Source organism: Actinoplanes lutulentus (assembly GCF_003259845.1).
GTDB classification, from domain to species: domain Bacteria; phylum Actinomycetota; class Actinomycetes; order Mycobacteriales; family Micromonosporaceae; genus Actinoplanes; species Actinoplanes lutulentus.
Map to the genome: position 1 here is coordinate 31,173 of NZ_QLMJ01000005.1, position 27,000 is coordinate 58,172.

Genomic DNA, 27,000 nt, shown 5'->3' on the forward strand with positions numbered 1-27,000 from the left:
ACCCCTCCGATACAACTACGCCCCATGAGTATCCCCTACGAGCGCCGCAGCTCGGCGCCCGTCATCGAGCCCGTGCGATCGCGGAAACTGGCGAAGGTGCCGTTCCTCGAGCTCGCCGAGGGCCGGTTGCAGGGCGTCGTGTCGAGCGGGTCGGACGTCTCCCGGGTCTACGTCTCCTCGATCACCGCCGGCGATCACGGCCTGAGCTGCAACACCAACAACAACCGTCCGTGCGGCGGCCTGAGCGGCGCGTTCGCCTGCAACCACCTGCGGTCGCTGCTGACCGAGGCCACGTTGCAGTACGGCGCGGGCCGCGTCGCGCGATACCTGAAGATCGAGGTGGCCGAGGACGCCGACCTGATCACCGGCTTGCACCCGACCGTCGCGGCCAACCGTGCCGCCGAGGTGTTCAGCAGCTTCCTGCGCCACCTGTCCTACCTGGAGCTGCCCGCCACCACCGACCCGCTGCCCGACCTGGCGTGGTTCCCGGCCGCGGGGGCGGTGCGCTGATGCTCACCGACGCCCTGCGCGCCCAGCCGACCGGCCTCACCGAGGCGCTCGCCCTGATCGACGGCCTCGACGACGCGCTCGTCCACGGTCTCGCCCGGATCGACGAGGACCGCGCCGCCGCGCTGGAGTCGCTGGCCGAGGCGTTCAACGGCTCGCCCCTGGCCGGCCGGGTGTCCGACTCGATCGGCAAGATCGTTTCCGGGACGGTGACCGACGAGCATCTGGCCGCGCTGGCTGGCGCCCGGTCCGCGCTGCTCGGCGCCGCCCACGACGCGTTGCTCGGCACGCTGTCCGGCGCACTGGGCCGTGATCGCCTGCCGTCACCGCCTTCCGCTGCCGGTCCGGTCATCGTGGCCGGTGGCAGCCGGTCCTGGCTGCGGGAGCTGGCGATCGCCGGCTGGCGTGGTGTCGACCACGAGCTGGCCTCGGCCGGTTCACCGGCCGTGCAGGCGCTGCTCGCCGACCCGGCGGCCCGCCGGCTCGCGGTCCTGCTCGACGGGTTCGCCGCCGAGCTGCGGGCGGCCGCGCCGGTCGCAACCCTGGAGCGCATCCCGGTCCGCCGCTGGGCCGACCTCTGGTCCCGCGCCCTGCTGCTCTCCCAGGACGGCTTTCCCGCCGACCCGGGCGAGCCGGTCGACGGCCGTTTCCTGCTGCTCGGCCTCGACCTGCACGAGCACCCGACGGTGTTCCGGGCGCAGGCGCACGGACTCCTGGAGACGGCCGGGGGAGACGTGCGCCTGGTGCGCGTCTCGGTGGCCGCACCGAAAGTCGAGACGATCACCGGGCCGTCCGCCTGGCGGATGCTCGCCGGCTTCCCGATCTTCCGGGCGGCGGTGGCCGAGCACCGCGCGGTCGAGGTCAGCGGCCTGACCCTGACCGGCGGCGGCGATCTGATCTGGGACGAGTCCCGGGTCACCGCCGGCGAGCCGGCCGACCCGTTCGCCACCGCCCGGGTCCGGCTCGGCGCCGCGACCGCCTTCTCCGCCACCCCGCTCGACCGGCACCCGGCCGCGATCGCCGAGCCGGTGCTGCTGGAGGGTTACACGCCGGGGCCGGACGCTCTCGACCTCGGCGGTGTCAGCCTGCCGATCGACACCGACCGGCTGCCCGTGGCCGGCCCGCTCACCCCGGCCCTGATCGCCGCGTCCACCGCCTGCATCGGCCTGCTGCGCTGGGACGCCGGCCGCTGGCTGGTGCAACCGCTCGCCGTGCAGGCCTCGGTCAAGAAGAAAGCGGTCGCCGTGCACACCGGAGACTGGGCGCTCGGCCCCCTCGATGCGAAAGCGGCGAAGGCGGAGGCGGTCGCCGGCACGGCCGTCGACGTGCTGCGCGAGCGCGCGGGAAGGCTGCTGCGCAAATGACGACAGCGGAAAACCGGCGCCAGGTGCTGTATTGGCGACTGCTCGCCCGGCTCTTCGACCCCGAGGAGCAGCCCGCGCTGGAGTCCGGGAGCGTGGCGATCGTCGACGATCTCGGCCTGCCGGGCGCGCTGCTCGACCCGGGCGTCTCGGTCGATACGGTGGTGCAGCGGTTCCCGCAGCTTGAGGCCGAGTTCGAGGGCCTGCTGAGCGGCGCGGAGGGCGACGCCGGCCTGCTCAGCGGCGCGGAGGGCGACGCCGGCCTGCTCAGCGACGCCGGCCTGCTCAGCGGCGCCGGCCCGCTCGGCGACGCCGGTGGCGAGGTTCGGCGGGCCGCGCTCGTCTCCAAACTGCTGCTCAACGTCTTCGGGACCGGCTCGGGCAACGTCACGGCGGGTCAGCTCTCCCGCTGGCAGGCGGACGCCGCCTGGTTCGAGCGGGCGCTCGGCTGCGAGCCGGGCGCGATGCGTGGCCGCGGATCGGGCGGCCCGGGCGGAAACACGGCGGGCACCAGCCCGGGCAGTGGTTTCCACGTCGACCTCGGCCCGGCTCTCGCCTCCATCGAAGCCGACCTGGTCAGCCGGATGCGGTTGCGTGAGGTGCTGGCCGACCCCAAGCTCGCCAAACAGCTCACCCCGAGCATGTCGCTGATCGAGCAGCTGCTCCGCGACAAGGACAACCTCGACGGCGTGGCGCTGGCCAACGCCAAGGCGCTGATCCGTCGCTTCGTCGACGAGGTGGCCGAGGTCTTGCGGACGCAGGTGGCGCAGGCCAGCGCCGGCACGATCGACCGGTCCATCCCGCCGAAACGGGTTTACCGCAACCTCGACATCGACCGGACGATCTGGAAGAACCTGCCGAACTGGGACCCGGCGGAGGAGCGCCTCTACGTCGACCGGCTCTATTACAAGCAGACCGCGAAACGGGTCACCCCGGCCCGGCTGATCGTCGTGGTCGACCAGTCCGGCTCGATGGTCGACGCGATGGTCAACTGCACGATCCTCGCCTCGATCTTCACCGGCTTGCCAAAAGTCGACGTGCACCTGGTGGCGTACGACACCAGGGCCCTCGACCTCACGCCGTGGGTGCACGACCCGTTCGAGGTGCTGCTGCGCACCCAGCTCGGCGGCGGCACCGACGGCACCGTCGCCCTCGACCTGGCCCGGCCGAAAATCGTCGATCCCCGCAACACCGTGGTCGTCTGGATCTCGGACTTCTACGAGTGGCAGGCACAGGCAGTTTTCGACGGGATGGCCGCCATCCACCGCTCCGGCGCCCGGTTCATCCCGGTCGGATCGGTGAGCAGCGGCGGCCAGCAGAGCGTCAACCCCTGGTTCCGCCAGCGCTTCAAGGACCAGGGCACCCCGGTCCTCTCCGGCCGCATCAAGAAGCTCGTCACCGAGCTCAAGAACTTCCTCGCCTTCTAGGAGACACCCCATGAGCGACATGCTGCGTGCACCTGCCGAGATCAAGTACGCCGAGGAGCTGGACTGGCTCGAGTCGGTCGACGACGGGCCCAAGCCGTTCTCCTGGCGGCTCAGCCCGAAAATGGTGCGCCTCTTCATCCTCGGGTCGGAACGCGCCGACGGCCTTGACCGGGAGATCAGCCCGAAGTGGTTCGGTGACCGCAGCTTCGTCGAGCGGTCCATCGTCACCCTCGCCTCCGACCGCGGCCTGCTGCTGATCGGCGACCCCGGCACCGGCAAGAGCTGGCTCGCCGAGCTGCTCGCCGCCGCGATCAGCCGCAACTCGACGCTGGTCGTGCAGGGCACCGCCGGCACCACCGAGGACCACATCAAGTACTCGTGGAACGTCTCGATGGTCATCGCCAAGGGCCAGTCCCGGGCCTCGATGATCCCGTCGCCGATCATGACGGCGATGGAGGGCGGCGTGATCGGCCGCTTCGAGGAGCTGACCCGCTCGACCAGCGACGTGCAGGACGCGCTCATCTCGATCCTCTCCGAGAAGTACGTCTCCATCCCCGAGCTGGACACCGACAACATCGTCTTCGCCAAACCCGGCTTCTCGATCATCGCGACGGCGAACAGCCGGGACCGCGGCGTCAACGATCTCTCCTCCGCGCTCAAGCGCCGGTTCAATTTCGTCCGCATCCCGGTGGTGACCAACAAGAAGAGCGAGGCCGAGATCGTCCGGTTCCGCACCGAGGAGTTGCTGCGCCGGCACGACATCGAGCTGGAGCTCCCGCCGACCCTGCTCGACGTGCTGCTGCAGAGCTTCGCCGACCTGCGCGCGGCTGCCAGTTCGGCGAGCAGCGACGACGAGCGACTGGAGTCGGCGCTCTCCACCGCCGAGCAGATCGGTGTGCTGGAGGACGCGATCCTGCACAGCAACTTCTTCGGCGCCTCCGCGCTCACCGCCGAGGCGCTGGCCGGATCCCTGGTCGGCTCGCTGGCCCGGCGTAGCCCGGAAGACCTGGCGATCCTCAACAAGTACTGGCACGGCGTTGTCGAGCCGCGCAGCCGCGAGCACGGCGGTGAGTGGGACGGCTTCCTCTCCGGCGGCCGTAAGGCGATCGAGACCCTGTCGTGAGCGGTCCTTTCGATTCGCTGCGGGATCAGCTGCTCGGTGCCGCCGACGCACTGGCCGGCGGCCCGGCGGCGCTTCCGGAGATCCTGGCCGGCATGGTCGACGACGTCGATCACGCGCTGCGCGAGCCGCTGGAGATCTTCCCGGTCTGCCATCACTCGCCGGCGTCGGCGCTCGCCATGGCCCGGCGGCTGCGCGAGAAACAGCCGAAAGTGATCTACCTGGAGCTCTGCGAGGACCTCGCGCCGCTCCTCACCGAGCTGCGCAACTGCCGGCTGCCGGTGGCGCTGCAGGCCTTCGCGTCCGAGCTGGACGGCTTCCCCAAGGAGTCGGCTCCGCTCAGCGTGATCGCGCCGATCACCGAGGCCTCCGCGGAATACCAGGCGGTGGCGTACGCGCTGGAGACCCCCGGCGTCGAGCTGGTGCTCGTCGACCGATCCACCGACCACGTCTTCCAGTGGCAACCGGGTGCCTCGTCGCAGAAAGACGGGGACGACCTGCACGGCGACGCGGTCGGCGTGGAGATCGGCGACCTGCGGCCCCGGTTCGCCGAGCTGGAGGAGCACCTGCTGCACCACGGCCGGGTGCGGCACTGGTCCGAGTGGTGGGATCAGTACGTCGAGCAGCCCCTCGCCGGCGCCGACCACGAGACGTACCGGCAGGTCATGGTGCTGGTCGGGAGCCTCTTCCGCAGGCTCGCGCCGCACGACACCCGGCGGTACGCGACCGACGAGGACCGCGAGCGGTACATGTGGACCCGGATCCGGGAACACCTCGCCGCGACCGGCGCCGACCGGGCCGACTGCCTCTACATCTGCGGCGCCTTCCATGCCGCGAGCCGGGTTGCCGAGGCCGGCTCGGAGCCGGGCACACCGGATTTCGAGATCACTGGGCGTACCGCGACGACGTGGCTCTACGGACTCATCCCGTCTAGCCACTCGGCGATCGAGGCGCAGTTCGGCCTGGCGCCCGGCTCGGTCTCGATCGCGGCCGCCACCTGGCAGAAATCGTTGCTGCGGACCGGGGTGAAACCGTTCTCGCTGCCGGCGAAGAAGAGCACGGCGAATAAGAGCACGGCGAATAGGAGCACCCGGAAAAAGGTGGCGGCGCCGGTCACCGCCGGCGGGCCGGTCACCGACCAGCTCAGTGGCTACCTCGCCGGGCCGCCCACCCTCGACGGGCTCGACGAGGAGGAACTGCGCGGCTGGTGTGTCGACATCGTCCGGCTGGCCCGCCGCAACGGTTACCTCGCCAGCACGGCCGACGCCATCGCGGTCTTCGAGACCTCGGTGCTGCTCGCCGGGATGCGCGGCCGGCGGCGGCCCACACCGTACGACTTCCAGGACGCGGCGATCACCTGCATCGAGAAGGAGACCGTTCCCGGCCGGCGCGACGTGCGCCGGCTCTGCGAGATCCTGCTCGGCGGCGACCGGATCGGCCAGGTGGGGTACGACTCCCTGCCACCCCTGGCCCGCGACGTCTACGACCGCCTCGCGCCGCTCGGGCTGAACCTGGGGCAGCGCACGATCCAGCGCGCCCTGCTCGACCTCGCCGCCCGGCCCGAGCTGGCCGCCTGCTCCCGCCTGCTCTGGATGCTGCGGTACCTTCTGCCCGACCAGGCGGTGCGCCCGATCATGGGATCGCGCCGGCTCGGTGAGAAACATATCCAGGAGAGCTGGGACCTCGACATCGGCCGCCACCAGCGGACCATCATCGAGCTCGGTTACGAGGGCGTCACCGTCGAGCAGGTGCTGGAGCAACGGCTGCGCCGCGCCGCCTGGGACCCGAAAGCGACCACCGCCACCGCGCTCAAGGCCGTCGAGGACTCGCTGCTCTTCCTGACCAGCCCACGACTCACCGATGAGCTCGGCGTACGCGCGGTGGAGCTGCTGGCCGCCGAGCGCACTGTCGACGAGGCGCCGGCCGTGCTGCGCCGGATCCGCCGCCTGATGGCCCACTACCGTGCCACCGAGCCGACGCTGCCCGGCTGGTGCGAGCGCTTCGTGACCGAGGGCTACGCGCATTACTGCACCCTGCTGCCGACCGCCTTCGTCGACGAGGACACCGGCGTGCGCCAGGTCGGCGCGATGCTCGGTTTCCTCTTCAGCATGGAAAGCCTCGCCCTGTCCCTCGGCTGCGACCGGACCCAGCTGGAGATCGCCGTCCGGCAGTCGCATCCGGAGACGCCGGCCAAGACGGCCTTGCTCTGGGCGGCGCGCCACCAGCTCGGCGACCTCCCCTTGCCCGACCTTCGGGTACGCGTGGACGACCTGCTCGCCAACCCGTTGGTGGTGCCGGCGTTCCCGCAGTACGTCAGCGGTTTCGTGCAGGCGCTCGAACCGGTGCCGAGGCTGGCACCGTTCGTCGTGGAGACCCTGTCGAAAGCGTTCGGCCGGCTACCCGACCCGGTCCTGCTGCCGTGGCTGCCCACCCTGATCACAACCCTGAAATCACAGGCGGCCGAGCTGGTGCCGGTGCTGACCAAGGAAGCGGGCCGCACCTTCCCCGGCAGTCTGTCCGCCATCGACGAGTGGACCCCACCGTGGCTATCCCGCCCGGCAGCCACCCGCTCCCCTGTGGAGGTTCCGAGCGGCGGTCCGGCCTTCACGCTGCTGGCCGCTCATCCGGTGACATCGGACGCGGTGGCGGCCCTGCTCGGCTGCGAGGGCGAGTGGTCCGAGCCACCCGAGCCGAACCCGAACGACGCGGTGCGTGCCCTCCTGTCCACCCACCCCGAACCCGGAGAGGCGGTGCTCACCCTGCTCACCGCATGATTGACCGCGACCTTGGCAAGCCCGGCCCGCCCGCGCGGAGCGGGGCGTCAACACCCGCGTCGCTCCTGGCGACGGCCGGACCTTGCCCAGATCGATCCGGGCGGCCGGCGCACCGAGGCGGGCCGGGACCATGCCGTCCTCGTCGTGCTGCGGCCGGGCTGCGCGAGCGCGCCGCCCGCCGATCTTGTCGACTTCCTCGGATGCGTCGTCGCTGAACTCAGCAAGATCGAGGAGTCCTGCCCGATCTTGTCGAGTTCGCCGCAAACGCCCCGCTCAAGTCGACAAGATCGAGCGGGGCGATGTGCTGGCTACGGCTTCGACCGGAAGCGCCGAGACCGCGGCTGTTGCGCCTCTTGCGTTACTTGTGCTGCCGGCATCGGGCGCGCCTTTGTTCTGCTCGTGCTCAGAGAACCGTGCAGGCCTTGCCGTTCAGGGTGAAGGCGGCCGGGGCCGGGTTGGTGCTGGTCCAGCTGCCGAGGAAACCGAAGGAGGCGGATCCGCCCGGGGAGAGGGTGCCGTTCCACGAGGCGTTCGTCGCGGTCACGGCGGTGCCGGACTGGGTGACCGAGGCATTCCACAGCTGGGAGATCTTCTGCCCGCCGGTGAACTGCCAGGCCAGTGACCAGCCGTTGATCGCCGCCGAACCGGTGTTGGCGACCTTCACGTCACCCTGGAAACCACCAGACCAGCTACCGGTCACCCGATACGTCACCGCACACCCCGAGACACCGGGCGAAGGAGAAGCCGAGGACGAAACCGACGGCGACGGCGACGACGAAACCGACGGCGACGACGAGACGGACGCCGACGGCGAAACAGAGGCCGACGCCGACGCCGACGGCGAAACAGAGGACGACGGCGACGACGAAACTGAGACCGACGGTGACGGTGAAGCGGAGATCTTTGACGGGTCTACAACCCCCCAGTACGCCGACTTCGCCTGCAACCGCGTGTCGAACAACAGCGGCGCGTCCTTGCGGGTCACCGGGAACGTGTCCAGCCACGTGTTGTCGTCCGCCAGCCCCCACAGCGTCACCGAGGTGATCTCCGCGGCGTACTTGCGGAAGAGCGCGAACGTGTCCCGATAGACGTATGCCTGCTGGAGCAGCCGATCGGCCGGCGGGGTCGGGAAGTTCTCGCCACTGCTGGTGTAGATGCTGACGTCCATCTCGGTGATCTGCTGCTCGACGCCGAGCGGGATGAACTTCTGGATCATCGCCTCGGACTCGGCGATGGTGGGCCAGCTGACGTTGATGTGCATCTGGTGGCCTACCCCGTCGATCGGTACGCCCTCCGAGCGGAGTTGAGCGACCAGGGCGTACAGCTTGTCGCGCTTTGCCGGGACGTTGGTGTTGTAGTCGTTGATGAACAGCTTCGCGTCCGGCAGCACCTCGCGGGCCACCCGGAACGCCGTCCGGATGTAGTCCAGCCCGGCGACGGTGAACCAGGTGCTGCGCCGCAGGCCGTCCGACTGGTTCTCGTCGATGACCTCGTTGACCACGTCCCAGACGGCAATCGAGGCACCGTAATGGCCGGCCACGTTGCGGATGTGGTTCTCCAGGCGGGCCAGCAGCAGCGCCTTGTCCTCCGCGGTGGCTGTCATCGGCTGGCCGTCGGCGCCGGTGAATACCCAGGCCGGCGTCTGGTTGTGCCAGACCAGCGTGTGCCCGCGGATGGCGAGCCCGTTGGACTTGGCGAACGCGATCAGGGGGTCGGCCTGCGCGTACGAAAAGGTGTTCTCGGAAGGCTCGGTGGCGTCCCATTTGAGGGCGTTGCCCGGGGTCACCGACGAGAAGTGCCGCTGGAGAAGCAGACCGTGATCCCCGACGATCTCCGCCCCGGTGATCGCGGCGCCAACCGGAAATGCCGTGACGGCGTCGCGCACCGCGGGGATGTCGGTCTGGATCGGCAGCGCCGGGACGTAGGAAGCGGTCACGTCGTCGATGTAGAACGAGCCGGTCGTCGACGCCGTCTCCACGTAGACCCGGAGGAACTCGACGTCGGTCGCGAGCGTGTAGCGCCCGGTCAGGTTCACCCACCCGCCCGAGGTCACCGCCGTGTTGCCGGCCACCTGATCGTAAGCGGCCACCCCGCCGGTGCGGCGTTCGACACTGAGCCGGGCGTTGTCCGAGGTGGACTCCATGCGTACCCAAGCGGAGATCGTGTAGGCGGTGCCCTTCTCGAAGACGCCGAGCACGTCGAGTGAGGGGCCCTGCCAGGTCGCGGTGCGCCCGCTGACCGCGAGGCTGCCGGTCCCGGCGTGCGCGACGGCGGTGCTGTGCGCGATCGTCTCGGCGGACCGCCCGGACCAGCCCTGGACGGTGCCGTCCTCGAAATCGCTGGTGAGCACGGTGACCGGGGCGGGGTCCTCGGCCGCGCTCGCGGTGGTGGTGATGGTGATGGCGGCGAGAGGAGCCGCGACCAGGAGGGTGGTCACGGCCAGCCGCGCGAGTGCGCGCATCTGGGTGGTCCTTCGCGTTCGGGGGTACGCGGAAAGCACAGTGACGCTCATCGTTACATGGGAGCGCTCCCATTTCAACGCGGTGACAAACCTGTTGCGAGCGGCGCTGTATTCCATGCGGACCCGCAGTGGGCCCGTGCGGAAGGGGTGTGCCGAAAGTGCTGCTTGGACCCGAGGGCGACGGGCCCGAATCGTGCTGATCACGTCGCTGGGCGGTCCGCTGATCGCGATCGGAGAATCAGTGGTCAGCTCCTGGCTCGGCCTGGAGCTGCCCTTCGGCGCGACCCCGCCTTCCGGCGCCGCCCCCAAGGCCGGCGGCGCCGATCAGGGCGGCAGCGCGGATGTGGGCGGCGGCGCGGATATGAGCGACGGCGTGAACGAGGGCGACGGCGTGGACGAGAGCGGCGATGAGTGGGAAGCCGCTTATCAACGTGCCTGCGCGATCTCCGGCGAGGCCGGGATCCTGCCGATCGGCACAGCACAGGCTCTCGTGATCCGGGCGGGCGGCTTGCCGACCGGCTATCTGCCCGGCCACCACCTGATCTTCCAGCGCGAAGCCCGCAACGCCGTGATCGACCCCCGCCGGGACGCACTGGCCGCCGCCGGGCTGGCGCGATGGCGGCCCGCCGGAGTGATCCGGGTCGACGAGCCGCTGCGCCTGTTCGACGCTGTCTTCTCCGGTGACTACGCGATGACCAGGGCACACCTGCTGATCGACGACCTCACCCCCGGCGACTGGGTGATCGAGACCGCCCGCGCCGACCCGGCCCCCGACGTCCGCTTCACCCTGATCCGCCTCACCAGCCCGGCCGCCGAGACACGACCGGTAGCTGAGCCACGATCAGGCGCCGAACTCTGGCCCGGCGATGAGTGAGCGCCCGGCAATGAGTGAGCGCCCGCATCCGGGCGGCGACCTTCCGGCGAGTGGCGCGCTGTCGCCCGCCGACCTTCTGACCGGCACCCCGCACGAACTAGCCCGGCGCGCGGCAAAAAGCACCGGCGCCGACCCCAGGACCGCCGGACCCGGCACCATGCGGCTGCTGATCATCTTTCAGGTGCTGCTCGCCATCCGGTTCGACCATGACCCGTCACCGGTGGACCTGGACGCCCTCGTCGCCCGCGCCCGGCTCGCCGACCTCGGCATCACCGACGAGGAGCGCGCCCAGGGCCTCGCGCTCCTGGCCTTCCTGGCCGGCGACCCGCCCCCGCCGGCCTTCCGCATCGAACCCGCCCTAGTGGTGATAGCAGCCCTCGCCGCCCAGCTCATGCGCGAGATCGGCGCCGAAACGCACGAGGTCACCGAGATAGTCGACGAGGTGATCGAGGAGTCCGGTACCGAGCTCGCGGAGATGTCGCACTCCCTCGCGGCCGCATGGAAACCTGAGTGACCAGGACCGTTCTATGGCATATGGATAAATTTGCGTACCGGAAACCATCAGAAGGCTCATGGCGAATTCCTAGGAATCGCTTTTAGGGTCAACTAATGGAGAGTCTGGCGGTCGTGCCGTGATGACGGTGCTCCGCCCGGAGGGGGTTCCGGCGCCGGAGCCCGCACCGGCGGAGCAGCAGGAGAAGCCGAAGACCCGATGGAACACTCCGGAGCGGCGTCGCAAGCTGCTGATCGGGGCGGTCGTCATCTGGGCTGTGGCGATCACCGCGCTTGTCCTCGTACGAAATGGGGGCGAAACCGAAAGTCCTGCCGCAACCGCTCCCTCGGCCTCTCCGTCCGCTTCGGACGCGCCCCTGACCGTCGCCGAGGTCGCGCAGACCCTGACGCCCTCGGTCGTGCTGATCGAGACGACCGGCCACGACTCGGCGAACCGTCTGGAGGCCGGCACCGGCACCGGTGTGATCGCCAATGCCGACGGCACGATCCTGACCGCGCTGCACGTGGTCGACGGGGCCGAGACGATCCGGGTGACCTACGCGGACGGCAGCCGCTCGGCAGCAGCGATCGCCAGTGAGGACGCCGCGCAGGACATCGCGACCATCGCGCCGCAGACGCTGCCCGAGACGCTGGTGCCGGCCACGCTCGGTGGTGGCGCCGCGGTCGGTGACGAGGTCGTGGCGATCGGCAACCCGCTCGGCCTCGCGTGGAGCACCAGCAGCGGCGTGGTCTCCGGGCTGGACCGCAAGCTGGACCGCGACGAGTCCGACGACATCGAAGGCCTGATCCAGTTCGACGCGGCGGTCAACCCGGGCAACTCCGGCGGACCGCTGATCAACACGCGCGGGCAGGTGGTCGGCATCGTTGTGGCGCTGGCGAACCCGACCGACGCGGGCACCTTCATCGGCATCGGCTTCGCGGTGCCGATCGGCGCGGCCCTCGGCGGCGGCGGCGAAGGCAACGGCCAAGCTCCGCCCCTCTAAGGAAAAAGGACGTTTACATGAGCTGGACCGACGCGCCGGCGGCCACCGCAGGCCCGATCGAGAAAGTCCTCTACGAGGTCAAGAAGACCATCGTGGGCCAGGACATCCTGCTGGAGCGGCTGATCGTGGCGCTGCTCGCCCGCGGGCACATCCTGGTCGAGGGCGTGCCCGGCCTGGCCAAGACGCTCGCCGTGAAGTCGCTCGCCGAGGCGATCGGCGGCGATTTCCACCGGGTCCAGTTCACTCCGGACCTGGTACCCGCCGACATCGTCGGCACCCGGGTCTACCACCAGCCGACCGGTGAGTTCCAGGTCCAGCTCGGCCCGGTCTTCACCAACCTGCTGCTCGCCGACGAGATCAACCGCGCGCCGGCCAAGGTGCAGAGCGCCCTGCTCGAAACGATGCAGGAACGCCAGGTCACGATCGGCCGCGAGACGCACAAGCTGCCGAACCCGTTCCTTGTGATGGCGACCCAGAACCCGATCGAGAACGAGGGTGTCTACCCGCTGCCCGAGGCCCAGGTCGACCGCTTCATGATGAAGGTGGTGGTCGGTTACCCGAGCATCACCGAGGAGTTCGTGGTCGTCGAGCGGGCCCTCGCCCCGGCCGCGGTGATCCAGAAGATCATCAACCCGGAGACGCTTGTCGAGCTGCAGCAGCAGGCCGACCGGGTCTACGTCGACCCGTCGCTCATCGAGTTCGCGGTGAACCTCGCGCACGCCACCCGCGAACCGGCCCGGGTCGGCCTCACCGACCTGGCGCGGTACGTGACGTACGGCGCCAGCCCCCGGTCGTCGATCAGCCTGGTGCTGGCCGGACGGGCGCTCGCCTTCATCCGTGGCCGGGAGTACGTCGTGCCCGAGGACCTCAGCGACCTGGCCCCCGACGTGCTGCGGCACCGGCTCGTCCTGTCGTACGAAGCGCTGTCCGACGAGGTCACCCCGGACCTGATCATCTCGAAGATCCTGGCGAACCTGTCGTTCCCGGAACCGCGGGGCCGCTAGATCATGACCGCTCCCGATCGGCTGCTGCGGCGCCTCGAGTGGAAACTCGGGCGCCGCCTCGACGGGCGCCTCCAGGGCGCGTACCGCACGGTGTGGCACGGCACCGGGCTGGACTTCACCGACCTGCGCGCGTACTCGCCGGAGGACGACGTCCGGCACATCGACTGGAACGTGACGGCCCGGCTCGACGAGCCGCACGTCCGGCAGTACACCGAGGACCGGGAGATGACGGCCTGGTTCGTCGTGGACCGGTCGGCCTCGATGCGGTTCGGCGGGCACGACGGCAAGGAGTCGGTCGCCGGTGAGCTGGCGATCAGCCTGGCCCGGCTGATCGCGCAGGGCGGCAACCGGGTCGGGGCGATCCTGTTCGACAATTCGTCAAAAAAGGTGATACCGCCACGCGGCGGCCGAGACCAGATTTTGCGAATCGCGCGCGAACTCACGCGAACCCAGCCGTCCCAAAAGCAGGCGACGACAGACCTGGCGGAAATGCTCCGTCTCGCCGCCACCACCACCTCACGCCGCCGCGCCCTGATCTTCGTGATGTCCGACTTCATCGGCGATCCGGGCTGGGAGCGATCACTCGCCATGCTCACCCACCGGCACGAAGTGGTGGTGATCCGGGTCGTCGACCCGGCCGAGCTGGAACTGCCCGACCTCGGCCTGGTGCTCGTCGAGGACGCCGAGACCGGTGAGCAGGTCCTCGTCGACACGAGCGACCCCTTGTTGCGCGCCAGGCTCGCCGACCAGGTCGGCGCCCGCGAGGAAGCTCTCGCCGAGAACATGCGCAAGGCCGGGGTACGCCCGCACCGGGTCACCACCGACCAGGACCTGCTCGCCGTGCTGATCGACATGGTGAGGCGGTCCGGACGATGAGTTTCCTCTACCCCCTGGTGCTTGTCGCCGCGGTCCTGGTGACCGGCGCGGCGATCTACGGGTACGTCACGCTGCAACGCCGCCGGTCCGCAGCGCTCTCGGCAGCGGGTTTCGGCACGCTGGCCGGTGGTGGCGTGCGCCGGCACCTGCCGTACGCACTCCTGCTCGCCGCCCTGCCGGTCATGCTGATCGGGCTGGCCCGGCCGCAGGCCGAGGTGTCCGTGCCCCGGGTCTCCGGGACCGTGCTGCTCGCCTTCGACATCTCCAACAGCATGACCGCCGCGGACGTCTCGCCGAGCCGGATCTCCGCCGCGCAGACCGCCGCCGCCGGTTTCGTCGAGGAACAACCGGACACCGTGGACGTCGGCGTGCTCGTCTTCGGCGACCAGGCCCTGCTCACCCAGGCGCCGACCGCTGATCACGCCGCCGCCGTCGCCGCGATCGAGCGGGTCAAGGCCAGTGGCGGCACCTCGCTGGGCCAGGCGATCCTGGTGGGGCTGGGCACGATCACCGGCAAGCCGGTCGCTCTGCCCGAGGAAGGCGGGGCAGCACCGGATCTCGGCTACTGGCCGTCCGCCACGATCGTCGTCTTCTCCGACGGCGAGGAGACCGGCGGACCCGACGTCGAAGCCGCCGCCGAACTCGCGGCTGCGGCCGGCGTACGGATTCAGACCGTCGGCGTCGGCACCGCGCAGGGCGGCACCGTCGAGGTCGACGGCTTCCAGCTCGGCACCGCGCTCGACGAGTCACTGCTCACCGCGATCGCGCAGGTCACCGGTGGCACGTACCACGAGGCCGGCGACGCGAACACGCTCGCCGACACGACCAAGTCGATCGACCTGCGGCTGACCACCGAGAAGGAGCCGCTGGAGCTGACCGCGCCGTTCGCCGCGGCCGCCCTCCTGCTGCTGACGCTCGGCGGGTTCTTGAGCACCCGCTGGCACGGAAGGATCGTCTGATGTCGCTGAGCTGGCCGTGGGCACTGCTCGCGCTTCTGGTCGTACCGTTGCTGTTGCTGGCCAGGTGGCTGCTGAACCGGCGCCGCAAACGGACCGCGATCACTGTCTCCTCGGTGGCGCTGATCCGTGCGGCGCTGCCCGGCCGCACCGCGTGGCGCCGCCGCATCCCGGTCTTCCTGTTCCTGGCCGGCCTGCTCGCCGTCGCCGGCGCGATCACCCGGCCGCAGGCCTCGGTCGCCGTGCCGTCGAACAACACCACGATCCTGCTGGCCATCGACGTCTCCGGCTCGATGTGCAACACCGACATCGCCCCGAACCGGCTCGCCGTCGCCGTCGACGCGGCCCGTGAGTTCGTCGAGTCGCAGGAGGGCGACACCAAGATCGGTCTGGTCGCGTTCTCCGGCATCGCCGGCCTGCTGGTCGCGCCCACCTCCGAGAAGCAGCCGCTGCTCGACGCGATCGACACCCTCAAGACGTCCCGCGGCACTGCGATCGGCCAGGCCATCCTGACCTCGGTCGACGCGATCGCCGAGATCAACCCCGACGTGGCGGCCACCGGAGCGGAACTCGGTGACACGACGACCACGCCCGACCAGCAGGACTACGAGCCGGACACCATCGTCGTGCTCACCGACGGCTCCAACACCACCGGCGTCGACCCGGTGACGGCCGCTCAGGAAGCCGCCGCCCGCCGCCTGCGCGTCTACACGATCGGCTTCGGCACCACCGAACCCCAGCAGCTCGTCTGCACCGCCGAACAGGTCAACGGCGACTCCCCGTTCGGCGGCGGCTTCGGCAACGGCAACGGAGGCGGCGGCTTCGGAGGCGGTGGCGGCCGCGGCGGCGCCCGCGAGATCGACGAGGAAGCCCTCACCCAGGTGGCCGACCTCACCGGCGGCCGCTACTTCAAGGCCGAGGACGCCGAACAACTCACCGACGTACTCGGCGACCTCCCCAGCGAATTCGGCGTCACCAAACAGGACGTCGAAATCTCCTCCTGGTTCCTCCTCGCCGGCTTCCTCCTGGCCGCGAGCGGCGTCACCCTCTCCCTCTGGTGGAACCGAGGCCCTCGCCCTTAACCCTTTTTTGATACGCACGAGGCCGCCCCAACCGCATCAACGGCCTCCCGTGGTCTCTCGACACCTGACGGCCCCTCCCGCCGGCGCGCTTCGCCGCCGGCTCCGGCGGTCCCTCACGCCCCCTCACGCACCCGGAGTGGGTGCCGCTTTGCCCACTGTCACGGGGGTGGTGATGGCTTCGGGGAGGGGGAGGGGCGGTTACGCGTACCCAAGGGGCTGGTGTTTATGATCTTGCCGCGTGATCCACAAGAAACTGTCCATAGTGGCAGCAATAGGATTGATCGCCTCGAATGTGATGCTGGGCGCGAGCCCGGCCCGCGCCGATGAGGTTCCGGAGACGGTGGCCGAGCCGCCGCGGGTGGAGCTGGTGCTCGACGTCAGCGGCTCGATGCGGGCCGACGACATCGACGGGGCGACCCGGATCTCGGTAGCCAAACAGGCGTTCAACGATGTCGTCGACGCGCTGCCCGAGACGACGCAGCTCGGGATCCGCGTGCTCGGCGCCACCTACGGCGGTGAGAACAAGAAAACCGGCTGCAAGGACACCCAGCAGATCGTCGCGGTCGGGCCGGTCAACCGGGTGGCCGCGAAGAACGCCATCGCGTCGCTGAAGCCGACCGGGTTCACGCCGATCGGGCTCGCGCTGCGAAAGGCGGCCGAGGACCTGGGCGACACCGGATCGGTACGCCGCATCGTGCTGATCACCGACGGCGAGGACACCTGCACACCGCCGGACCCGTGCACCGTCGCCCGTGAACTGGCCGCCCAGGGCACCAGTCTGGTCATCGACACGCTCGGGCTGACGCCGGACGAGAAGACCCGCAAGCAGCTCGTCTGCATCTCCACCGCGACCGGCGGGACGTACGCGTCCGCGGACAGCGAGGAGCAGCTGACCGAACGGATCAAGCAGGTGGTCGACCGGGCCGCGCTGCCGCCGCCGGTCGTCCCGGCCGCCGTGGCCGGTGCCGAGGACTGCACGACGGCGCCGCTGCTGGCCGCCGGCGTCTACACCGACCGCGAGTTGATCGGCGAGCACCGGTTCTATCGGGTCGACGTCGCGGCGGGGCAGGAGCTGCGGGCGTCGGTGAGCATCGCGCTGGACCGCGAACTGAACCGTGATTACGGGGTACTGCTCAAGGCGGCAACGGCCGGCGGGCGCGAGTTGGTTCGGGGTGTCGACGCGGGCAGTGGACGGGCTGACGTTCTGTCCACCGGCCTGCGATGGTCGACGGATTCTTCCGACTCGCGCGATTCATCGGACATTTCCGAAAAGTCGCCCGAATCCGTCTGTCTCATCGTCAGCAACTCGTTCGCGTCCAACACCGCCGCCGGCGCACCCGGTATGCCCCTCGAACTCAGCATCGATCTGGTCGACGCCTCCCAGGCCCCGGACGCACCCGGCCTCGGACGCGGCTGGCTGCTGCTCTTCGTGCTCGCGATCGCGGGCCTCATAGCCGGTGTCCTGGCCGGCTGGCTGACCCGCTGGTGGGTCGCCAAGTGGAGGGAGAACTGACATGCGGACTGTTCATCTGACCGCGCCCCGGCCGGCTGCGCCGCACCTGTCCGGCGACGGCGTCGTGTCCACGGGTGTCGTGCCTGCCGGTGTCTTGGCTGCCGGTATCGCTGCGATCTCGTTGGGGCTCGCCGTCCCGTCGGCGGCGCTTGCCGCACCCTCGCCCGCTGCAGTGCCCGGTGTCAGCAGCGCCGGGACGTCGTTCCTCACCGCCGTCGCGATCTCCCCGGCCCAGCCGGTCCGCGTCAGCGCCGTGACCGGTGACTATCTCTACTGGTCGTTCAGTGCGGCGGCCGGCGAGAACCCGGAACTGGCCGCGACTGTCGGCCTGCCCGAACGTACCGGTGCGCAGTCCTGGACCGTCGAGGTCTTCGACGGCCTGCGCCGCCGGCAGGCCTGCGTGGCCGGCGAGCAGAACCCGGTCGCCGCGACGACGGCCACCTCGGTGACGCTCGGCTGCCGGCTGCGCCAGGTGCGGTCGTGGGCCGAGCCGTGGGACGGCGACCCGTTGCCGGGTACGTACTACGTGCGCCTGTCCACCACCGAGATGCCGGAGCAGGATCTCGGACTACCGGTAACCGTCGATCTGACCCTGACCGCCCCTCGTGGTGACACCGGGGCGGACCAGGGCGAACTCGAAGCGCCACTGGTCCCGGTGAATCGGCCGGGCCAGGTACTGACGGCGAGCCCGGCGGTGTCCGCGTCGGCCTCAGCCGCGTCCTCGGACTTCTCGTTGTCAGCGGACTGGGTGCCGGACTTCTCGTCCCGCTGGGTGTGGACGGCCGGCGGCGGCGTGCTCGCCGCGATCACCGGCCTGATCGGCTTCTCCTGGACCCGCCGCCGGGTTCAGGGCGCTTAATTCAAAAGCGGTCACGCGCGGAGGCGGCGCAGAGTGCCGCCGGTTGCCTGTTTGCACAGGTACTCGGCGCGCTCATAGGACAGCCGCCTCCGCCCGGTCACCGGGCAGAGATCCCGGGTCGCCGCTGGGCGGCCCGGTCCGGGCCGTCGTTCGGAGAGAAACACAGGGCCATGGGTACGGTCGGCGACGAGCTCGGTCAACAACCGCGCTGTCGCCGATCGCCATGACACCACGCCGGTGATCGCCCGCCGATCGTCGAGATCCAGGTCTTGAACGTCGAGGGCGAGGATCGCCGTGATCGGGGCGCTGGACTCCCGGACCATCGTCCAGAGTGTCCGTTCCCGGAGTGGCGCACTGTCTGTCCACGTGGCGGACCCTGCTGCCGGGGTCGACGTGACAGGGAGCGGCTGGAGCATTCCGGATATTTCCGTAACATCAGCCCAGGCCGCAAACGAACGCAGAGCCGCGACGTGCCGATTCCACCCACGGGGCATCGCGTCCGCCCACAACACCTGACAGGCCTCGTGAACCCGGGCCCCGGTCAACTCGGACAGCGGTGTGCGCTCGCCGAGAACCCGGGCGATCCGCGACAGCGTCTGACCATAAGCCCTGGCCGTAGCCGGGCTGCTCACCCCAGGACTCCCGAGGAACTCCGCCGTCGCCTCACCGAGACTGCGCCCGCCGACCTCCGGCAGCACCGCGGCCCGCGCCAGCAGGAACTCCCGTTCGGCCGTGTTGGCGGTCAGCCCGGCGGCCCGCTCCAGCTCGTGCCGCGCCTCGGCCAACCGCCCGAGCCGGCGCAGCAGATCACCGCGAACGCTCGGCAGCAGGTGATAATCGGTCAGCCGCGCATCGGCTCGCAGTTCGTCGATCAGGTCCAGGCCGGCCTGCGGGCCACGGGCGAAACCGACTGCGACGGCCCGGTTCAGGCGTACCACCGGTGTCGGCATCAGCCGGACCAGCGCGTCATAGAGCGACGCGATCCGGGCCCAATCGGTCTCCTCCGCGGTCCGCGCCTGCGCGTGACAGACCGCGATGGCCGCCTGCAACACATAGGGCCCGGCCGGTCCACCCGCTTCTCTGGCCCGCAGCATCGCCGCGAAACCACGGCGGATCAGCAACTGGTCCCAGCGGCCCCGGTTCTGCTCGTGCAGCTGCACCGGCTCACCCGCCGGGCCGGTACGCGCCGCCGACCGGGACTGCTGGATCTCCATGAGCGCGACCAGCCCGTGCGCCTCCGCCTGGTCCGGTGCCAGCCCGGCCAGCAGCCGCCCCAGCCGCAACGCCTCCAGGCACAGGTCAGCACGGATCAGATCATCCCCGGACGTCGCCGAATATCCCTCGTTGAAGATCAGATAGACGACCTCCAGGACCGACGCGAGCGCGGCGGACGGTTCGTAAGCCACCCCCGCCTCGGCCAGGGTGCGTTTCGCGCCGGCGATCCGCCGGACGATCACCGGCTCGGCGACGAGAAAAGCCCGCCCGATCTCCGTCGTGCTCAAGCCCGCGACCACGCGCAGGGTGAGTGCCACCCGAGCTTCAGGCTGGAGTACGGGGTGACAAGCCGTGAACATCAACCGCAGCACATCGTCGCCGGCCGGTTCGGGCGCCTGTTCCGGACTCTGGGCGAGAGGTTCGAGCCTCGTGGTGCGGCGCAGGTGATCAACGGCCCGGCGCTTCGCGATGGTCATGAGCCACGCGCCGGGACTGTCCGGAACCCCGTCCACCGGCCACCGCTCCAACGCCGCGACCAGCGCATCCTGGGCGAACTCCTCGGCCAGCCCGACGTCGTGCACCATCCGCAGGAGCCCGCCGACAATCCGCGCGGACTCCTGCCTCCAGACAGCCCCAGCCACAGCCGCCACGCCCCCCGCGCCAACGTTGGCCGCCACGCCGCCCGCGCCAACGTTGGCCGCCACGCCCGAGGTGCCGGCGTTGGCCGCCATGTCGGGCGTGCCGGCGGTGGCCGGGGGCTCAGTCACGGGCCGAAGACCTGGTGAACCAACGTCTCCCCGTCACCCACGATCTTCCGGAACCGCCGGGCGAGCTCGAGCGCCTCCTCCTTAGACCGAACCTCGACCAGCGCGAACCCGCCGATCGCCTCCTTGGCCTCAGTGAACGGCCCGTCGGTGATGGTCAGCTCGTCACCCGCCGAGGCCATCTTGAAGCCGACCGGGTCAAGCCCGCCGGTGGCGAGCAGCACCCCGGAGGCGGTCAGCTCCTCGATGAAGGCGCCCATCTCGGCGTACAGCTTCTCGTCCGGCGCGGCGCCGTGGGCCTTCTGCAGCATCAGGTAGCGCATCGTTCTTCTCCCTCACATCGGTGTAGTCCTGCCCCAGCGTCGATCCAGCCCATGTGACAGGTAATCGAACCATTACCTGTCACCTACCGATAGCCGACGCCACAACAAACCCCGCCGCCAAGGGAGCCCAAAATGCCAACAAATGCCACCACCCCACTCACCACCACCAGCACCACTCCCGGAGCCGGAGCCGGAGCCGGAACCACATTCGGCGTGACCGATTTCCGCCGGGCCGCTCTCGTAGCCGCAGGCCCACTGTGGGCCGCCGTCTCGCTGGGGCAGGTGGCCACCCGCGACGGTTTCGATCTTTCGCGGCACCCGTTGAGCCTGCTCAGCACCGGTTCGCTGGGCTGGATCCAGATCGCCAACTTCATACTGGCCGGCGCACTACTCCTGATCGGCGCCAGCGCCTCGGCCGGCGGCGGAGCAATGGCGGGCGGTGGGGCAGCGGCTGGACGCTGGGCGCCTCGGCTGGTCCGGATCAGCGGTATCGGCATGATCGCCGCCGGGATGCTGGTGATGGACCCGGGCAGTGGATTTCCGGCCGGAACCCCGGACACCGTACCGACCACGATGACCTGGCACGCTCTGGGCCACATGGCCGCCGGCTCGATCACGTTCGCCGCGCTGATCGCAGCCTGTTACGTCCTGGCCCGGCGCTACGCTGCCGCGGGCTCACGCACTCTGGCGACAACCGCTGCGCTGTCCGGCACCGCGCTGCTGTCCGGCGACCTCTGGGCCATGTCCGGCGGCGCCCTAGGCACGCTGACCCTGGCCGTAGGCGCGATCACCGCCATGTGCTTCCTATCAATCGCTGCCCTGAATCCCCGCCCCTGAACATCTCCGCCCCGCGCCTCACGCGACGATCGTGGTCCCCGAACCACAGCCCGACAGGAACGGCAGCCCAAGACCGCGCAGGGCCCCACAGGGTGTGTCGATTTCGGGTTAGCTACGCCCCCAAACTCGACACACACCCTGCGGATCGCTTGCCCTGTGTCGATTTTGGGTTCGATACGCGCCTCAACTCGACACGCACCGGGCGGGATGGTCGCGGCATGTTGCCCTTGACCACGCCGAGCGGGCCGGACCCGGCCCGCTGGACGAGCCAGACGGGTGAGCCGACCGCCTTGGGGGAGCCGGTCGTTGGGTGAGCCGTCGCTCAGATGGGTTATTGGGCTCTGATGAGGTGGCTGAGCTACGGCTGCTGGATGCGAGCCGTAGACCAGATATGTCATCGCGGCCTCATAACGGGTCTGAGCTACGGCTCGCCCCGCGGTGACTAGGCCTTCGGGGGTAGGACACACCTGACGACAGGTCGACGTCACGTATTGCCCGGCGAGCGGCGGATCGCTGAACGGATCTAGGTGGGTTGCGCCCGGATATCGACCACAAGTCGTCTAGATCGCGGTGGTGGTGAGCCACAGACCGGTTGCGCGGACTGTGGCTCACCGTTTGGGCGGTTAGGGAGCGCCGGGGCGGCGGCTTGGGACGGTTGGGGAACGCCCGGGCGGCGGCTTGGGGCGGTTAGGGAGCGCCGGGGCCGGCGGCTTGGGGCGCCGGGGGGAGGGGCCGGCAGGTGTCGGGAGGCCACGGGAGGTGGTTGATGCGGTTGGGGGGATTTGGGGCGTACTGAATGAGGGGCTAGAGGCGCTGCAGTTGGGTGACCACCATGGCTATGGCGAAGAAGCCGTAGAAGGCGATGGCCAGGAGCATTCCTACCAGGCGCCAGCCGCGGAGGCGGATCGCGGCGGGGAGGTCGCGGGTGTTGAGGCGGACCAGGAGGATCGAGTAGAGGAGGGTGACCACTGACGCGGCGCAGGTGGAGACGATGAGCAGGCCGAGGGGTTGGGTGAAGCCGGCCAGCAGGATTGCGGAGCCCAGGAAGATCTCGGCCCAGACCACCGCCAGGTAGAGGCGGGATTCGGTCCAGCGGGCGGAATCGGTCAGGTACGTGCGGCGCAGGAAGTCGGAGGCCAACCGGCCGATGATGTCCAGGAGGCCCATCGCGGCTGCCCAGAGGGAGACCGCCGCTACCGCCAGGAAGAGCAGGCGCAGCCAGCCGCCCACCTCGTCGGAGAAGATCTCGCCCTGGATCCGGAGGAAGGACGGATCCGACTTGAGATCGTCGCGGCCGAAGAGGGTCTCGTAGGCGAGCAGGCTCATGACGCTGATCGTCACGAAGCAGACCGCTACGAAGGTGGCCAGATGCTCGATGTTCGCGCGCTTCCACCAGGTGGCCCAGCGGCTCATCGAAGTCTCGTCGATCGGGAACTCGTAGCGGTCGGTGCCGGCTGCCTCCTCCTGGCCGGTGATGGGGGAGATCAGGCGGGGCACGTGCGCGCCCATGCCATAACGCTTGTCGCGGATCCAATTGGACAGGACCAGATTGTGTACGCCACCCGCGCCCGCAGCACCGATCGCGCTGAGGATCAGGGTGAACGTGATGCCCTCGGGGATCTGACCGAACTCGGTCACGGTGGCCTTCGCGCCCTCGCCCCACGTGCTCAGCGAGATGACGAAGACGACCACGACCGCGAGGAAGAACAGCGTCAGGGCGACCTTGACGATCTCGACCCGCTCGACCGTTTTGTAGATCACTTTGGACACGCTGAGCAGGGCGCCGACCAGGACCAGGCCGATCACCGTGATCCAGACCGGGTCACCGCCGCCGAACAGGTACGTGAAGACCGTCGACCCGCTCGTCGCCCAGCCGGGCCAGACGTACTGGAAGGCGCCGGCCAGGCAGATGATGATGCCCCAGCCCTTCCACCAGCGGGAGAAGCCCATCAGTGCGGTCTGGCCGGTGGCCAGCGTGTATCGCTCGATCTCCATGTTGATGACGAACTGCACGGCCAGTGTGGTGAAGGCGAGCCAGAGCAGGCCGAGGCCGCCGACAGCGGTCAGGTACGGCCAGAGAATGATCTCGCCGGCCGCCATGCCGATGCCCACGGCGACGATGCCGGGGCCCACCATGCGTCGAAGGGAGAGGGGTTCCGGGAGTTCCCGGGTCGTCGTATCGGTAAGCATCTTGATGCTCCTGGAGGACGGTCACGCGAGAAGCACGTCGAGGTGACGCAGCATCCGCTCGGTATCGGGGGCGATTCCGGTGAAGAGGTGGAACGCGGCGGCGGCCTGGTACGCGCACATCGCCGTCCCGCCGACCGTCCGTGAACCGGCGGCACGGGCGGCACGCAGCAGCTCCGTCTCGACCGGCATGTAGACGATGTCGGCGACCCACAGATCGCGGTGGAGCAGCTCTGCGGGCAGGGGGATTCCGGGGTGGTGGTGCATGCCGATAGGGCTGGCGTTGACCAGGCCGTCGGCGGTGTGAAGTGCGGTGAGATCGCTCGGCTTTTGACCGATTTTCTGCGATAGATCGTGGCTTTTCTGCTCGTCGGGATCGATGATCGACAGCTTCTCGACCCCGATGCTCAGCAGTGCGTGCGCGACGGCCGCGCCGGCCCCGCCCGCGCCCAGCTGGACGACATGCTTTTTCGCGACATCCGGTAGATAGGCGTGAAATGACTCAGTAAATCCGTACGCGTCGGTGTTGTGGCCGACCCGCTTCCCGTCGCGAAAGACCACGGTGTTGACCGCGCCGATCGCTCTGGCCTGCGGGGACAGGTCGTCGAGCAGCTCCACGACCTGCTGCTTGAAGGGATGAGTGATGTTGAGCCCGGCGAAGCCGTCGCGCTCGGCGTCGTCGAGGGTGGATTTCAGTGCGACCGGGGTGTCCACATCGAACAGCGAGTAGCTGAGGTCGAGGCCCTGGCGCCGGCCCTCCACCTCGTGCAGCGCCGGTGACAGCGAGGTGCTGATCCCCGTTCCGATCAACCCGCACCGGCAATTCACCATGTCACGCCCCTGGGCCGTCTATGTACTAACTGGTACGTTAGTTATCGTGTGTGACGGGCACCACTGTCAAGACCCCGGGCAGACTTAGCCTCATGACGCAGGAGAAATCGATGCCGGTTGGACGGGTGCGAGACGCCGAGCGCACCCGCGCAGAGCTCCTCGCGGTGGCCACCGACGAGTTCGCCGAGCGTGGGTACAGCGGCGCCCGGGTCGACGAGATCGCCAACCGGACCCGCACCACGAAGCGGATGATCTATTACTACTTCGGCGGCAAGGAGCAGCTCTATCTCGCGGTGCTGGAGCGGGCGTACGCGGAGATCCGTGCCGCCGAACGCGCCGTCGACGTCGAGCATCTGGACCCCGTCGCTGCGGTACGCCGGCTCGCCGAGGTCACGTTCGACCACCACGAGGCCCATCCGGCTTTCATCAAGCTGGTCGGGGTGGAGAACGCGCAGTACGCCAAGCACATGAACCACGTGGCCCGGCTCGTCGATCTGAACAGCTCCGCCGTCGCTCTGCTCGACGCGGTGCTGGAGCGAGGCCGGCGTGACGGTGTCTTCCGTGAGGGCGCCGACGCTCTCGACGTACACATGTTGATCAGTTCGTTCTGTTTCTTCCGGGTCGCCAACCGGCACACGTTCGGCGCGCTCTTCGACCGGGACCTGCTGGATCCGGACCGGCGCTCGTTCTATCGGACCATGCTCGGCGACCTGGTGACCGGATATCTACGGGAGGTCTGATGCGCCGTTCCATCGCGACGGTCTGCGTTTCCGGAACGCTGGAGGACAAGCTGGCCGCGGCTGCCGCGGCGGGTTTCGACGGGATCGAGATCTTTGAGAACGATCTCGTGGTGTCGTCGTTGTCGCCGCGGGAGGTGCGGGAGCGGTGTGCGGATCTGGGGTTGACGATCGAGCTGTACCAGCCGTTCCGGGACTTCGAGGCGATGCCGGATCCGTTGTTCCGGAAAAATCTGGATAGGGCGGCGCGGAAGTTCGAGGTGATGGCGGAGCTTGGTGTGGGGACGATGCTCGTGTGTTCGTCGGTGCACCCGGAGGCCGTTGATGACGACGACCTGGCCGCTGGGCAGCTTTCGGATTTGTCGGATTTAGCGTCTGATTTCGGGGTGCGGATCGCCTACGAAGCCCTTGCCTGGGGCCGGCACGTCTCCACCTGGGATCACTCCTGGCGGATCGTGCAGCGCGCCGATCATCCCTCGCTCGGACTCTGCCTCGACTCGTTCCACGTACTCTCCCGCGAGGTCGACCCGGCCGGCATCGCGGACATCACCCCCGGCAAGATTTTCTTCCTGCAGCTGGCGGATGCGCCCTACCTGCGGATGGACGTTCTCCAGTGGAGCCGTCATCACCGGCTCTTCCCTGGTCAGGGCGCTTTTGATCTCGCGGGCTTCGTGGATCTGACGCTGGCCGCCGGTTATGACGGGCCGTTGTCGCTGGAGGTCTTCAACGACGTCTTCCGGCAGGCCGATCCGGCGCGGACCGCGGTCGACGCGATGCGCTCGTTGATCGCGCTGGAGGATGCGGGGCTGCCGGGCTTTCCGGACCTTTCCGGGTACGCGTTTACCGAATTCGCCGTGGACGCCAACTCCGGCCCGGAACTGCGCGGAACCCTGCGCGGCCTCGGTTTCGCACACACCGGCCAGCACCGCACCAAGCCCGTCGAACTCTGGGAGCAGTCCGGCTGCCGCATCGTCCTGAACAGTGCCGTCGCCCGCCCGCAGACCGCTGCGATCACCGCGTTCGCGATCTCGTCGGCTGATCCTTCTCAGTCATTGCAGCGTGCTGAGGCGCTGTTGGCCCCGGCCCACCCGAACGTTCGCGAACCGGGCGAAGCGGAGTTGGCCGCGATCACCGCCCCGGACGGCACCAGCGTCTTCGTGACCGATTCCGCCAATGACTGGCGCAATGACTTCCTGCCGACGGGCTCGACCGCCGCCGGCGCGGGCCTGCTGGGTACCGACCATCTGGGTCTGGCGCAGCCCTTCGACCACTTCGACGAAGCGGGACTTTTCTACCACTCAGTGCTGGGCCTTTCGCCGTTGTCCACCGAGGAGTACGCGGCGCCGTTCGGCCTGATGCGCTCCCGGGCGCTGACCAACAAGGCCGGCAGCATCCGTCTGGCGTTGAGCGTGTCGCTGCTCCGCCGCGGCGACTGGGCCCCGGCGGTGTCCGATCCGCAGCATGTCGCCTTCACGACGGCCGACATCGTGACGACGGCGTCCGCACTGGACCTGCCGCGGTTATCGATTCCGGACAACTACTACGCCGACTTGGCGGCCCGCTTCGCCCTGCCGGACGACTTCGTGTCCACCCTGCGCTCGCACGGAATCCTCTACGACCGCGACTCCGGCGGCGGCGAGCTGTTGCACCTCTACACCCCAGTCCTGGGCGGCCGCGTCTTCTTCGAAATCCTCGAACGCCGAGGGGGATATGACCGTTTTGGCGAGGCCAACGCCCCGGTCCGCATGGCCGCGCAGCGCCACAGCCGGCTCACTTCTTCTTCGGTACGCCCATAG

At 69.4% G+C, this 27,000-nt stretch carries 22 protein-coding genes; 17 read left to right on the forward strand and 5 right to left on the reverse strand.

The features are described 5' to 3' along the window. Positions 1–24: 24 nt before the first annotated feature. Genes B0I29_RS13080 through B0I29_RS13100 form a run of 5 tightly spaced genes read left to right on the forward strand, consistent with a single transcriptional unit; the run spans position 25 to position 7,189 of the window. The gene (locus tag B0I29_RS13080; protein WP_111649222.1) at positions 25–510 is read left to right on the forward strand and encodes a hypothetical protein; all 486 of its coding nucleotides are present in this window, start codon (positions 25–27) and stop codon (positions 508–510) included. Further along, positions 510–1,871, forward strand: coding sequence for a hypothetical protein (locus tag B0I29_RS13085; RefSeq protein WP_111649607.1), 1,362 nt, complete (start codon positions 510–512; stop codon positions 1,869–1,871). The genes B0I29_RS13080 and B0I29_RS13085 overlap by 1 nt, the downstream gene beginning before the upstream one ends. Then, positions 1,868–3,295: a vWA domain-containing protein gene (locus B0I29_RS13090; RefSeq protein WP_111649223.1), complete on the forward strand. Its 1,428-nt coding sequence runs from the start codon at positions 1,868–1,870 to the stop codon at positions 3,293–3,295. Before B0I29_RS13085 ends, B0I29_RS13090 begins: the two co-directional genes overlap by 4 nt. A gap of 10 nt (positions 3,296–3,305) precedes the next feature. Next, positions 3,306–4,418: an ATP-binding protein gene (locus B0I29_RS13095; protein WP_111649224.1), complete on the forward strand. Its 1,113-nt coding sequence runs from the start codon at positions 3,306–3,308 to the stop codon at positions 4,416–4,418. Next, complete coding sequence (locus B0I29_RS13100; RefSeq protein WP_111649225.1) at positions 4,415–7,189, forward strand: DUF5682 family protein; 2,775 nt, start codon at positions 4,415–4,417, stop codon at positions 7,187–7,189. Before B0I29_RS13095 ends, B0I29_RS13100 begins: the two co-directional genes overlap by 4 nt. A gap of 403 nt (positions 7,190–7,592) precedes the next feature. Here the strand turns inward: B0I29_RS13100 and B0I29_RS13105 are convergent, their stop codons facing one another. Continuing rightward, positions 7,593–9,650, reverse strand: coding sequence for an endo-1,4-beta-xylanase (locus B0I29_RS13105; protein ID WP_111649226.1), 2,058 nt, complete (start codon positions 9,648–9,650; stop codon positions 7,593–7,595). Between the two features lie 193 nt (positions 9,651–9,843). Between B0I29_RS13105 and B0I29_RS13110 the strand changes: the two genes are divergently transcribed. The 9 genes from B0I29_RS13110 (at position 9,844) to B0I29_RS13150 (ending at position 18,310) form a co-directional block, all read left to right on the forward strand. After that, positions 9,844–10,524: an Imm21 family immunity protein gene (locus B0I29_RS13110; protein ID WP_181557792.1), complete on the forward strand. Its 681-nt coding sequence runs from the start codon at positions 9,844–9,846 to the stop codon at positions 10,522–10,524. Positions 10,525–10,534: 10 nt separating this feature from the next. Further along, the gene (locus tag B0I29_RS13115) at positions 10,535–11,038 is read left to right on the forward strand and encodes a hypothetical protein (protein ID WP_111649228.1); all 504 of its coding nucleotides are present in this window, start codon (positions 10,535–10,537) and stop codon (positions 11,036–11,038) included. Between the two features lie 121 nt (positions 11,039–11,159). Then, the gene (locus B0I29_RS13120) at positions 11,160–12,020 is read left to right on the forward strand and encodes a S1C family serine protease (RefSeq protein WP_111649229.1); all 861 of its coding nucleotides are present in this window, start codon (positions 11,160–11,162) and stop codon (positions 12,018–12,020) included. A 17-nt stretch (positions 12,021–12,037) separates the two neighbouring features. After that, positions 12,038–13,024: an AAA family ATPase gene (locus B0I29_RS13125; protein WP_111649230.1), complete on the forward strand. Its 987-nt coding sequence runs from the start codon at positions 12,038–12,040 to the stop codon at positions 13,022–13,024. 3 nt (positions 13,025–13,027) lie between these two features. Beyond that, positions 13,028–13,900, forward strand: coding sequence for a DUF58 domain-containing protein (locus tag B0I29_RS13130; protein ID WP_221402029.1), 873 nt, complete (start codon positions 13,028–13,030; stop codon positions 13,898–13,900). Beyond that, a complete protein-coding gene (locus B0I29_RS13135; RefSeq protein WP_111649232.1) occupies positions 13,897–14,859 on the forward strand; it encodes a VWA domain-containing protein in 963 nt (320 codons plus the stop codon). Before B0I29_RS13130 ends, B0I29_RS13135 begins: the two co-directional genes overlap by 4 nt. Beyond that, positions 14,859–15,938: a VWA domain-containing protein gene (locus B0I29_RS13140; RefSeq protein ID WP_111649233.1), complete on the forward strand. Its 1,080-nt coding sequence runs from the start codon at positions 14,859–14,861 to the stop codon at positions 15,936–15,938. The genes B0I29_RS13135 and B0I29_RS13140 overlap by 1 nt, the downstream gene beginning before the upstream one ends. A 238-nt stretch (positions 15,939–16,176) precedes the next feature. Continuing rightward, complete coding sequence (locus B0I29_RS13145) at positions 16,177–17,451, forward strand: VWA domain-containing protein (RefSeq protein WP_375790593.1); 1,275 nt, start codon at positions 16,177–16,179, stop codon at positions 17,449–17,451. Between the two features lies 1 nt (position 17,452). Continuing rightward, on the forward strand, positions 17,453–18,310 hold the full coding sequence (locus tag B0I29_RS13150) for a peptidase (protein ID WP_245972493.1): 858 nt from the start codon (positions 17,453–17,455) through the stop codon (positions 18,308–18,310). Between the two features lie 11 nt (positions 18,311–18,321). Here B0I29_RS13150 and B0I29_RS47710 read toward each other — a convergent pair whose 3' ends face one another. Beyond that, a complete protein-coding gene (locus B0I29_RS47710) occupies positions 18,322–20,292 on the reverse strand; it encodes a DUF6596 domain-containing protein (RefSeq protein WP_311733528.1) in 1,971 nt (656 codons plus the stop codon). Further along, on the reverse strand, positions 20,289–20,612 hold the full coding sequence (locus B0I29_RS13160; RefSeq protein WP_111649235.1) for a YciI family protein: 324 nt from the start codon (positions 20,610–20,612) through the stop codon (positions 20,289–20,291). Before B0I29_RS13160 ends, B0I29_RS47710 begins: the two co-directional genes overlap by 4 nt. A gap of 132 nt (positions 20,613–20,744) precedes the next feature. On the opposite strand from B0I29_RS13160, the gene B0I29_RS13165 reads away from it, so the two are divergent. Then, complete coding sequence (locus B0I29_RS13165) at positions 20,745–21,449, forward strand: DUF998 domain-containing protein (protein ID WP_111649236.1); 705 nt, start codon at positions 20,745–20,747, stop codon at positions 21,447–21,449. An 804-nt stretch (positions 21,450–22,253) separates the two neighbouring features. On the opposite strand, the gene B0I29_RS13170 is transcribed toward B0I29_RS13165, so the two are convergent. Together B0I29_RS13170 and B0I29_RS13175 are read right to left on the reverse strand one after the other, a co-directional pair. Next, the gene (locus B0I29_RS13170) at positions 22,254–23,639 is read right to left on the reverse strand and encodes an Nramp family divalent metal transporter (protein WP_146616780.1); all 1,386 of its coding nucleotides are present in this window, start codon (positions 23,637–23,639) and stop codon (positions 22,254–22,256) included. A gap of 21 nt (positions 23,640–23,660) precedes the next feature. Beyond that, complete coding sequence (locus B0I29_RS13175; protein WP_111649238.1) at positions 23,661–24,467, reverse strand: shikimate dehydrogenase; 807 nt, start codon at positions 24,465–24,467, stop codon at positions 23,661–23,663. A gap of 92 nt (positions 24,468–24,559) precedes the next feature. Between B0I29_RS13175 and B0I29_RS13180 the strand changes: the two genes are divergently transcribed. Both B0I29_RS13180 and B0I29_RS13185 read left to right on the forward strand, forming a co-directional pair. After that, positions 24,560–25,207, forward strand: a complete 648-nt coding sequence (locus B0I29_RS13180; protein WP_111649239.1) for a TetR/AcrR family transcriptional regulator — start codon at positions 24,560–24,562, stop codon at positions 25,205–25,207. Then, positions 25,207–27,000 carry a bifunctional sugar phosphate isomerase/epimerase/4-hydroxyphenylpyruvate dioxygenase family protein gene (locus B0I29_RS13185; RefSeq protein WP_111649240.1) on the forward strand — a complete coding sequence of 598 codons (1,794 nt, stop codon included), beginning with the start codon at positions 25,207–25,209 and terminating at the stop codon, positions 26,998–27,000. The genes B0I29_RS13180 and B0I29_RS13185 overlap by 1 nt, the downstream gene beginning before the upstream one ends.

Bases quoted from the DNA above. Each gene is read 5' to 3' on its own strand.
- B0I29_RS13080 (WP_111649222.1), top strand. From the start codon at position 25: ATGAGTATCCCCTACGAGCGCCGCAGCTCGGCGCCCGTCATCGAGCCC.
- B0I29_RS13085 (WP_111649607.1), top strand. From the start codon at position 510: ATGCTCACCGACGCCCTGCGCGCCCAGCCGACCGGCCTCACCGAGGCG.
- B0I29_RS13090 (WP_111649223.1), top strand. From the start codon at position 1,868: ATGACGACAGCGGAAAACCGGCGCCAGGTGCTGTATTGGCGACTGCTC.
- B0I29_RS13095 (WP_111649224.1), top strand. From the start codon at position 3,306: ATGAGCGACATGCTGCGTGCACCTGCCGAGATCAAGTACGCCGAGGAG.
- B0I29_RS13105 (WP_111649226.1), bottom strand. From the start codon at position 9,650: ATGCGCGCACTCGCGCGGCTGGCCGTGACCACCCTCCTGGTCGCGGCT.
- B0I29_RS13115 (WP_111649228.1), top strand. From the start codon at position 10,535: ATGAGTGAGCGCCCGCATCCGGGCGGCGACCTTCCGGCGAGTGGCGCG.
- B0I29_RS13120 (WP_111649229.1), top strand. From the start codon at position 11,160: ATGACGGTGCTCCGCCCGGAGGGGGTTCCGGCGCCGGAGCCCGCACCG.
- B0I29_RS13125 (WP_111649230.1), top strand. From the start codon at position 12,038: ATGAGCTGGACCGACGCGCCGGCGGCCACCGCAGGCCCGATCGAGAAA.
- B0I29_RS13130 (WP_221402029.1), top strand. From the start codon at position 13,028: ATGACCGCTCCCGATCGGCTGCTGCGGCGCCTCGAGTGGAAACTCGGG.
- B0I29_RS13135 (WP_111649232.1), top strand. From the start codon at position 13,897: ATGAGTTTCCTCTACCCCCTGGTGCTTGTCGCCGCGGTCCTGGTGACC.
- B0I29_RS13140 (WP_111649233.1), top strand. From the start codon at position 14,859: ATGTCGCTGAGCTGGCCGTGGGCACTGCTCGCGCTTCTGGTCGTACCG.
- B0I29_RS13150 (WP_245972493.1), top strand. From the start codon at position 17,453: ATGCGGACTGTTCATCTGACCGCGCCCCGGCCGGCTGCGCCGCACCTG.
- B0I29_RS13160 (WP_111649235.1), bottom strand. From the start codon at position 20,612: ATGCGCTACCTGATGCTGCAGAAGGCCCACGGCGCCGCGCCGGACGAG.
- B0I29_RS13165 (WP_111649236.1), top strand. From the start codon at position 20,745: ATGCCAACAAATGCCACCACCCCACTCACCACCACCAGCACCACTCCC.
- B0I29_RS13170 (WP_146616780.1), bottom strand. From the start codon at position 23,639: ATGCTTACCGATACGACGACCCGGGAACTCCCGGAACCCCTCTCCCTT.
- B0I29_RS13175 (WP_111649238.1), bottom strand. From the start codon at position 24,467: ATGGTGAATTGCCGGTGCGGGTTGATCGGAACGGGGATCAGCACCTCG.
- B0I29_RS13180 (WP_111649239.1), top strand. From the start codon at position 24,560: ATGACGCAGGAGAAATCGATGCCGGTTGGACGGGTGCGAGACGCCGAG.
- B0I29_RS13185 (WP_111649240.1), top strand. From the start codon at position 25,207: ATGCGCCGTTCCATCGCGACGGTCTGCGTTTCCGGAACGCTGGAGGAC.